This window comes from Pseudomonas sp. PA-5-4B (assembly GCF_021606215.1).
Taxonomy (GTDB): Bacteria; Pseudomonadota; Gammaproteobacteria; order Pseudomonadales; family Pseudomonadaceae; genus Aquipseudomonas; species Aquipseudomonas edaphica.
This window is the reverse complement of the sequence record NZ_WKDB01000014.1, coordinates 94,792-103,663: the sequence shown is the minus strand read 5'-3', so window position 1 is coordinate 103,663 and position 8,872 is coordinate 94,792. Positions and strand designations below refer to the sequence as shown.

Genomic DNA, 8,872 nt, shown 5'->3' with positions numbered 1-8,872 from the left:
GAGGTGCCGAGTGGTGGGGCGAAGACCTTTTGGTTACTTTTGGCTGGGCCGGCATTCCGGGCGTTTGCCAAAAGTGACCCGCTGTAAGAGCGGAACCATAAGCCGCCGTTACCGCAGCAACGGATATACACACCGACAAACCGCTATCGCAGGCAAGCCAGCTCCCACAGTTTTAACGAGTACGGGGTTTAGAAATCCCGCTTGTAGAAGATGTCCAACGAACTCGCCACGCCACTGGCCACTTCCAGATACACCTTCTTGCTCAGCAAGTAACGCAAGGCAATGGTATTGGCCGGCTCAAACACCCCCACCCCATAGCGCAAGCTGAGCTTCTCGGTAATCTTGCCACTGGCCACCACTGCGGTCTTGTTCCCGGAGCCCTGGGTGTCAAGGTCGAAATCCTGAATCCCCAGCTTGTTGGCGATATCCGAAGTCACCCCCGCACTGCCCATCAAACCCAGGCCCAGAGCGGCCTCAGCAAGCATATTGTTATCTTCGCCCGTGTTGTTACGCGAACGCCCAAGCACCAGGTACGACAACGCATCTTCCTGAGGCATCGACGGCTCGGAGAAGATCTGCGTCGTCGGCTGCTCGGCGCTGCCACTCAAGCGAATACCGGCAGTCACAGTCCTTGAGTCTTCCACGACCACCCGTGTCGCTTCGATATCCAGGAACGGCTGATCCAAGGGACCGGCAAACAACAGCCGCGCACGCCGCACATTGAGGCGCTGCCCGTAGGCACGGTAACGCCCGTCGTTGAGCCACAACTCACCACGGGTGTCCATGTTGTCGCCAATATGCACATGGCCCTGAACCTTGGCAGTCAAGCCAAAGCCGGCAAAGTTAAGCTGGTCTTCACCCACCTCGACGTCGATGTCCATGGCCATCGCCATCGGCGGCTTGCCCTCCTCGGTCTGGCTGCCGACGATCACCGTGTCATCCGAGACCTTGACCGTCGACGGCGGCAGTTCGCGCACGGTGATATCGCCGCGCGGGATGTGCACCTTGCCGGCAATCGCCAGCTTGTCGTCCTTGAGGCTGATCTTAAGGTCCGGCGCCACTTCCAGCTTGGCATAGGGCTCAACCGTGACCGGCAATTTCGAGCCTTGCAGGCTCAGGTCCACCGCCAGGGCCTGGCCCCAGCCGACGCGGCCCTTGAGGCTGCCCTGCCCGTCTTTGCCACTGCGCCAGCCACCGTTGAGCTGCACACTTTCACCGGCAATCAGCGCCTGCACATTCAAGCCCTCGAGGCTCATCGGCAGCTCAGGCCCGGAAATTTCGCCGTCCACCAGGTTCACATTGCCGTTGACCTGCGGCGCCAACAGACCACCCGAGATACGGCCGTTACCGTTGAGCTTGCCATTGAGGGTTTCCACCATCGGCACAAACGGGCGCGCCACAGCGAGGTCCAGGCCGGTGAGGCTGAACGTACCGGTAATCGGCTTGTCCTTGGGCAACGGGTTGATCTGCGCCTGCAACAGCAACTCGCCGAGCTTGCCACCGCGAAAATTCAGCTGTGTGTCGATGCGCTTGGGGTTGAGGGTGGTTTCCAGCTTCAAGGTGTCGTAGGGGAAATCCACCCACTGATTTTTGTCCTTCACGCGCAAGGTGCCGCCGCTGGCGTCCACCGCGACCACGCCTTTAGGGCCACTGCTGGGCAGGTCGAGTTGCACATCGGCGTTGAGCTTGCCCTGCCAGGCGAAATCCTTGGGCAAGAAGGCCGCCAGGCTGTCGATCGGGAATTGCTTGAGGTGGTAGCGCAGCTTGGGTTCAGGCATCAGACGCTGGTCTTCACCGCACAAGCTGGAACCGCCAGACACCCAGCAATGCGCGGCAAAGGTCAGCTTGCCGTCGGCCAGGCGTTCGATTTTCGCCGGGGCTTGCAGCTTCCAATCCTGGCCGCCGGCCTGCACATCACCACTGGCCAGGCGCCCACGCCAGTTACCTTTGTCAAGGTTACCATCCAGGGCCAGGGCGAGTTTGACCAGCGGCCCGGCCAGATCGAGTTGCACCTTCTGGCTCTTGATGTCGCCCTGGGCGCTGGCGGTCAGGGTGCCGACCTGGGTTTCACCGGCTTGAATGCCGCTGCCCTTGAGGTCGATCTTCGCACGCTGGGCGTTGTCGAGGGCCGCATCGAGGGTGAGGCTTTGCAGTTTATTATCCGCAAACGCCAGTTGCTGGCCTTTGAGGTCGAGCTTGCCTTGCGGCGCCTTCAGCGTACCGGCTACATCCACGCGGCCGTTGATTTGCCCGCGCAACTGCGGCCACAGTTGGGCCAGGCGCGCCAGTTTAATGTCAATCTGCCCGGCCAAGCGTTGCTGCAGACTGCCACTGCCATTGATGCGGTTGTCGCCCAGGCGGATATCCAGGTTGGCCAGGGTCCACTGCTCGCCCGCGCCTTCGGCCTTGGCCGCCAGCACGGCGGTCTGGCCGCGCAAATGGCCCTTGAGGTCGAGGTCGGCATTCAGTTTAAGCTGCTCGTTTTTGAACTCGCCTTTGCTGCGCAATGGCCCGGCCAAGGTGCCTGGCAATTCTGCGACCCAGTACGCCGGGTTGAGTGCCGACAAGTCCAGCGCAGTGTCCCAGGCGATGCCGTCGGCAAATTGCAGGTTCAGGTGCCCTTCGGCCTTGCCTTGACCGGCAGTCAGTTTGAGTTCGGGCAGGAAGACTTGCTTGAGGTCGCCGCTGAATGGCGTGACCAGATTGAATTTACCCGCTGGGCCGTCAAGGTCAGCGTTGAGATTGCCGAGGTAATTGCCGTCTTTGTAGGAAACTTCACCATTGAACGTACGCAACGCGACCTGAGGCTCATCAATCAATGGATAGAGGCGATGCCAGGGAAAATCCAGCCAGTTGATTTTCGCGTCGGCGCTGAACCCTTGCTGCCAGTCCAGGTTGGCGCTGAGCTTGAGGCTTTGCTGCTCACCGGCAGTCAGGTCGAGGCCGGCGATCTGTGCGCCCTTGGCGTCAACCTTGCCCTGCAACAGCAAGGCCACCGGGCCTTTTTCTGCGGGCAGCACGGCCCGGCCAAGCAACTGGTAGCCGCTGCTCAAGTCGCCCTTGGCAGTGAGGTCCAGTTGATTGAGCTGCAAGGTGTCGGGCAAATCGGCGCTCGGTTTAAAGCCATCCGCCGTGATGTGCAACTGCGCGGGCAGGTTCTCCACCAAAGGTTGCAGCTCGCCGCTGAGCTTCGCGGGCAAGTAGCCGCTGCTGTCGGCGTCGAGCTTGAGGGTCTTGAGCAGGTCGCCGTCAACCTTGAGCGCAACCTTCCACGGCGCGCCGCCGGGCGCATAGGGCAGGCTCAGGTTCCCGGTGGCGCTCAGCGGCCAGTTGCCGGTGGGTTGCAGCAGGCCGTTGAGGTCCAGCACCAGGTCATCGCGTTGCAGGTGCACCGAATCGATCTGCATGCCAGCAGCCGTCCAATGCGCCGCCAACTGCAGGCCCTTGAGTTCCTCACTGCCGTTAAACAGCAGGCTGCCGACGCGAACGTCGCCCAACTGGATGGCAACCGGCAACTTCAGATTCGGTAACGTTATCGGACCGCTACTCGGTTCATTGCTCGGCGGAAATTGCAGGTTGACCTGTTCCACGTCCAATTGGTTGATGCACAGGGTCATGCGCAACAGGCAGCCTGGTGACCAATCAAACTTCGGAGCATTGAGTTCTACCCGACTCGCGTCCTGCTGCCATAGCAGATGGTCGGCGCTCCATTGGCCACCCAGGTGGCCCTGGTAATTTTCCACGCTCAAACCCGGCACCTGGCTCAAGGCCCAACGGCTGCCTGCTTGAGTACCGAGCACTGTCCACAGCGCCAACAGCAGCAGCATGAGGACCGCCACAAGGGCCAGCCCTGCTATTTTCAAACCACGCATCACAGCTCAGGCCCCATGGAAAAGTGCAAACGAATGCCGCCCGGATCTTCGAGGGCATGGGCCAGGTCAAGGCGAATCGGCCCCACTGGCGACACCCAGCGCACACCGACACCCACGCCGGTTTTCAGGCTGGGCATTTCCAGGGTGTTGAAGGAGTTGCCTTGGTCGATAAAGGTCGCGATGCGCCATTTTTCGGCGATGGAATATTGGTACTCGGCGCTCAAGGCCACCATGTAACGCCCGCCGATGCGGTCACCGCGATCGTTTTCGGGTGACAGCGTCTGGTACTCGTAGCCGCGCACGCTCTGGTCACCACCGGCAAAGAAGCGCAGCGACGGCGGCACCGACTTGTAGCCGTTGGTGGCACTGCCGCCGAACTGCGCACGGCCGAGGAAACGGTGGTTATCCCATAAAGTGGTCAAGCCCTTGATGGTGGCGGTGCCGTACAGCAAGTTGGTGTCGGAGCCGAGACCTTCCTTGGCGACCTTGGCGTCGAACATCAGGCGATAGCCATTGTGCGGGTCGATGCGGTTATCGCTGCGCAGGTAGGAATAGTTGATGCCCGGCATCACCAGGTTGCTCAAGCCCGAGTCATTGCCCAGGCGATATTCTTCACGCTGGTATTTGAGCGAGATGACCCGCGTCCAGCCGCTGGGCAGCTTGCTGTGCCATTCGGGGCCGAGGGTGAGCAATTTACTCAGGGTGTCGGTGTTGGCGATTTCTTCGTTCTGGTAACCGCCGGCGAAGCGCAACTTGTCGGTCAACGGCGGGTCGAGCGGGATGTCATACCACAGGCCGACGTTCTGGCGTGGCGCCGACAGTTCGGCCTCCCAGCCATAGCTGTGGCCTTGCGGGTTGACCCAATGGCGGGTCCAGTTGGCTTTGCCGCGCGGGCCGACGTCGGTCGAGTAACCCAGGCCCAGGCCCATGGTGCGTGGCTTGCGGGTATCGAGCTGGACCGCCACCGGGATCACATCGTTGGTCGAGGCGGTTGGGCTGGCGTCCACGCGTACGCCTTCGAAGAAGCCGCTTGATTGCAGGTTCTGGTTGAGTTCGGCGATCAGTTCGGAGTCGTAAGGGGCGCCGCTTTTGAACGGCACCATGCGTTGCAGCAGGTCTTCATCGAACGGCGTATCGCCGGTAAACCCGACTTTGCCCAAGGTGTAGCGCGGGCCGCTGTCGTAGATGAGTTCGATATCGGCGACACCGGCTTGCGGGTCCACCAGCAGCTTCTGGCTGCTGAAACGCCCATTGAAAAAACCGTAGCGCGAAGCCTGATTCTGAATCAGCCGCTTGGCGTCTTCGTAGTTGCCGTGGTTGAGCACGGCGCCCGATTTGAGGTCGTCGCTGGCAGGCACGCGAAAGGCTTTGAGGCTCGCGGCCGGGCCGTCGACCCGAATGGTCACGTTGCGCAGATGCACCGGCTCGCCGGGGTCGATGGTGAGGGTCAGGCGCGGGTTCTTGCCGCCCTTCACGTCACTGGAAATCTGCGGCTGATAGAAGCCCAGAGCCTGGGCCGCCTTGCGGGCCTGCTCCTCGGCGCCACGGCTGAACCGCAGCAAGGCTTCTTCATCACGATCGCCAACCCCGCCGATATAGCCTTCGATGTTGGCTTTCAACGCGTCGTTTGATGGCTTGATGCGCACGTCCAATTCGCTTTGCGCAAATACGCCGCAGCTTGTGAACAGCAGAACCAAGCCGCTGGTAAATCTTCCTGGAAGCTTCATAGGCGCGGATGCTACACAGCTGGGGAGACTCTTTGAACCCGGAATTGTCTGAATAATTCTGTCTCAAGCCGTTGCAGCATGTAACGCCTGGGGATTGGGATGAAAAAACACATGCTCCAGGACAGGTCCTACCGCCACTTCGCCGATTTCCTCATAGCCCTGGCGCTTGTAAAAATCCAGATAGCGCGAGTTGCCGGTATCGAGCACCACACCGGATGAATGCGGGTCTTCGGCACACCAGTTGTGCACGGCCTGCAACAGTTGCTCGCCGTAGTGTTTGCCCTGAAATTGCGGGTGAATACCCAGCAGCGGCAACACATGCACCGACTCGTTCGGCAGGCACGCCAGCACCGCGTAATGGTAATCCAAGTAACGCCGGGTGCCGCGTACGCCGGTGCTCAGCCACATACGCAACTGCCAGGCCCAGCTCTCGGTGATGCCCAGGCGCCGTTGCGGTGGCGCAATCAGGGCGATGCCGATCAGCCGGTCGTTGACGAACAGGCCGATGGCGGGCAGCTTCTGGAAAAAATGCTGCTTGACCAGCTCACGCACGGTGGCACGCACGCGCTGTTCGTACCCCGAGCGCTCGGCTTCGAAGATGTAGGCAAAGGTCGGTTCATGCCGATAGGCCTGATACAACAAGGAACGGGCCTCGCGGGAATAGCCGCTGTTGAGCAGGCGAATTTCGGCAATGGCAGTGGCAGTGTCCGGCATACAGTCAATCTCCCTGGGCGCCACTCAAACGATGGCGTTCTTATGGGTACGAACCTGTGCAGCACCAGTCGTTCCCAGACATTAGCAGTGCATGCGCCCTACCGCCACGCTGGCCCCCGTCCGACTTGTCGGCTAGCATCGGCCTTTTGCCAGACTGGACTGCCGACCATGAAAATCGTCTCCTTCAATATCAACGGGCTGCGCGCCCGCCCCCATCAGCTGGCGGCGCTGATTGAAAAGCATCAACCCGACGTGATCGGCCTGCAGGAAACCAAGGTGCACGATGACCAGTTCCCGCTGGCCGAAGTGCAGGCCCTTGGCTATCACGTGTACTACCACGGGCAAAAAGGCCATTACGGCGTGGCCCTGCTGTCGCGCAAGCCGGCGTTGAGCCTGCACAAAGGGTTTGCCAGCGACGAAGAAGACGCCCAGCGTCGCTTTATCTGGGGCACTTTCGCCGACGAGCATGGCCAGTCGATCACCGTGATGAACGGCTACTTCCCCCAGGGCGAAAGCCGCGACCACCCGACCAAGTTCCCGGCCAAACAACGCTTCTACGAAGATTTGCAGCAACTGCTGGAAAGCCAGTTCAGCAATGACCAGCCGCTGGTAGTGATGGGCGACATCAATATTTCGCCGGAAGATATCGACATTGGCATCGGCGCCGACAATGCCAAGCGCTGGCTCAAAACCGGCAAGTGCAGCTTCCTGCCGGAAGAGCGCGAGTGGATGGCCCGCCTTAAAAACTGGGGCCTGGTGGACAGCTTCCGCCACTTGAACCCGGACGTGGCCGACCGCTTCAGCTGGTTCGACTACCGCAGCCGTGGGTTTGAAGATGAGCCCAAGCGTGGGCTGCGCATTGACGTGATCCTGGCGTCCAACGGCCTGGTGTCGCGGGTCAAGGATGCTGGGGTGGATTACGACTTGCGTGGGCTGGAAAAACCGTCGGACCATGCGCCGATCTGGCTTGAGTTGAGCTGATTTCAAGGTTTGTGTACTTCAATGTGGGAGCTGGCTTGCCTGCGATAACGGTGTGTCAGCCAACCATTTGATGACTGGCCCACTGCAATCGCAGGCAAGCCAGCTCCCACATTTTGACTTGCTGTGCGTCAGTCATATTTTTGAAACCCCACTGACTTAATCTGGCGGCACTCCCTTTGGCTTAAGAAGGTGCCGGCATGATGCTGCGCGTTCTGTTCCTGTTGATACTGCCGCTCTACGCTGCCGCCGCTGCCCTCCCCGTTCCCGACCAAGGCCCCGCCCTGCGTATCCAGGGTTCCAATACCATTGGTGCGGCGCTTGGACCTGCGTTGGTCAAGGGCATGATGGAGCACCAGGGCTTGCAGGCGGTGCACAGCGAGCCCGGCGATGGCGCCAATGAACAACGGGTGATCGGCAAGACGCGTCAGGGCAAAACCGTCACGGTGGAGGTCGCAGCCCACGGTTCAAGTACCGGGTTCAGCGCACTGAAAAAATCCAACGCTGACCTTGCGGCTGCTTCGCGCCCGATCAAGGACAGCGAACTGGTGGACCTTGAACCCCTGGGCGACCTGAAAAGCCCAGAGGCCGAGCACGTGATTGCCATCGACGGCCTGCCCATTATCCTCAACCCGCAAAACCCGTTGAATACCTTGAACACCGAGCAGCTGGCGCAGATTTTCAATGGTGAAGTCAGCCACTGGGAGGATGTGGGCGGCGTCGACGGCGCCATTCATCTGTATGCCCGGGATGATCAGTCCGGCACCTATGACACCTTTAAAGAGCTGGTGCTGAACCGGCGCGGCAAACCGCTGGCCGTGGCCGCCAAGCGCTTCGAATCCAGCGAGGCGTTGTCCGATGCGGTGAGCCATGACCCGCAAGGCATTGGTTTTATCGGCCTGCCGTATGTGCGCCAGGCCAAGGCGCTGGCAATTGTCGACGGTGACTCACAGCCGATGTTACCGGTGACCAGCCTGATCGCCACCGAGGATTACCCGCTGTCACGCCGCTTGTATTTTTACCTGCCGCCGTCGAACCGCAACCCGTGGGCCAAAGCCCTGGTGGACTTTACCCAAAGTGGCAAAGGCCAGGCGATCGTCGCCGCCAATGGCTTTATCGCCCAGCAGGTGCAGGCGATTGCCGTGGAGCCACGGGCGTCGATGCCCGAGGACTATCAAAACATCGTCCGTGACGCCCAGCGCTTGAGTGTGAATTTTCGTTTCGAAGAAGGCAGCGCCAGCCTGGACAACAAGGCGCGCCAGGACTTGCAGCGGGTGGTGGCGTATATAAAAAGCCACGGCAAGCTCGACAAGCAGGTGACGCTGGTGGGGTTTGGCGATGCCAAGAATGACCCGCAGCGGGCGGCGCTGTTGTCAAAGTTGCGGGCAATGGCGGTGCGCCGGGAATTGGTCAAGAGCGGCGTGGTGCTGCGGGATATTCGCGGCTTCGGCGCGCAGATGCCGGTGGCGGCGAACACGGCGGATGAGGGGCGGATCAAGAATCGGCGGGTGGAGGTTTGGGTGTACTGACCGCTCGGGTTTTGTCTTGTAAACACTGGCCTCATCGCGGCATAGGTATCTA

The 8,872-nt window shown here is 60.7% G+C and carries 5 protein-coding genes; 2 read left to right on the top strand and 3 right to left on the bottom strand.

Annotation, left to right across the window (positions count from 1 at the left end; genetic code table 11):
- Positions 1–188: 188 nt before the first annotated feature.
- The 3 genes from GIW28_RS09470 to GIW28_RS09460 all read right to left on the bottom strand — a co-directional run bounded on the left by GIW28_RS09470 (position 189) and on the right by GIW28_RS09460 (position 6,313).
- A complete protein-coding gene (locus GIW28_RS09470; protein ID WP_236448072.1) occupies positions 189–3,872 on the bottom strand; it encodes a translocation/assembly module TamB domain-containing protein in 3,684 nt (1,227 codons plus the stop codon).
- Positions 3,872–5,599, bottom strand: coding sequence for an autotransporter assembly complex protein TamA (locus GIW28_RS09465; protein ID WP_170040869.1), 1,728 nt, complete (start codon positions 5,597–5,599; stop codon positions 3,872–3,874). The genes GIW28_RS09470 and GIW28_RS09465 overlap by 1 nt, the downstream gene beginning before the upstream one ends.
- Before the next feature lie 63 nt (positions 5,600–5,662).
- On the bottom strand, positions 5,663–6,313 hold the full coding sequence (locus GIW28_RS09460) for a GNAT family N-acetyltransferase (protein ID WP_138814865.1): 651 nt from the start codon (positions 6,311–6,313) through the stop codon (positions 5,663–5,665).
- A gap of 168 nt (positions 6,314–6,481) precedes the next feature.
- Between GIW28_RS09460 and xthA the strand changes: the two genes are divergently transcribed.
- Positions 6,482–7,294 carry an exodeoxyribonuclease III gene (gene xthA / locus GIW28_RS09455; RefSeq protein WP_017134623.1) on the top strand — a complete coding sequence of 271 codons (813 nt, stop codon included), beginning with the start codon at positions 6,482–6,484 and terminating at the stop codon, positions 7,292–7,294.
- 197 nt (positions 7,295–7,491) lie between these two features.
- Positions 7,492–8,820: a substrate-binding domain-containing protein gene (locus GIW28_RS09450; RefSeq protein WP_236448170.1), complete on the top strand. Its 1,329-nt coding sequence runs from the start codon at positions 7,492–7,494 to the stop codon at positions 8,818–8,820.
- The last annotated feature ends 52 nt before the right edge of the window (positions 8,821–8,872 follow it).

What these genes read in the sequence shown, in the direction of transcription:
- GIW28_RS09470 (WP_236448072.1), bottom strand. Translation starts at nt 3,872, where the DNA reads ATGCGTGGTTTGAAAATAGCAGGGCTGGCCCTTGTGGCGGTCCTCATG.
- GIW28_RS09465 (WP_170040869.1), bottom strand. Translation starts at nt 5,599, where the DNA reads ATGAAGCTTCCAGGAAGATTTACCAGCGGCTTGGTTCTGCTGTTCACA.
- GIW28_RS09460 (WP_138814865.1), bottom strand. Translation starts at nt 6,313, where the DNA reads ATGCCGGACACTGCCACTGCCATTGCCGAAATTCGCCTGCTCAACAGC.
- xthA (WP_017134623.1), top strand. Translation starts at nt 6,482, where the DNA reads ATGAAAATCGTCTCCTTCAATATCAACGGGCTGCGCGCCCGCCCCCAT.
- GIW28_RS09450 (WP_236448170.1), top strand. Translation starts at nt 7,492, where the DNA reads ATGATGCTGCGCGTTCTGTTCCTGTTGATACTGCCGCTCTACGCTGCC.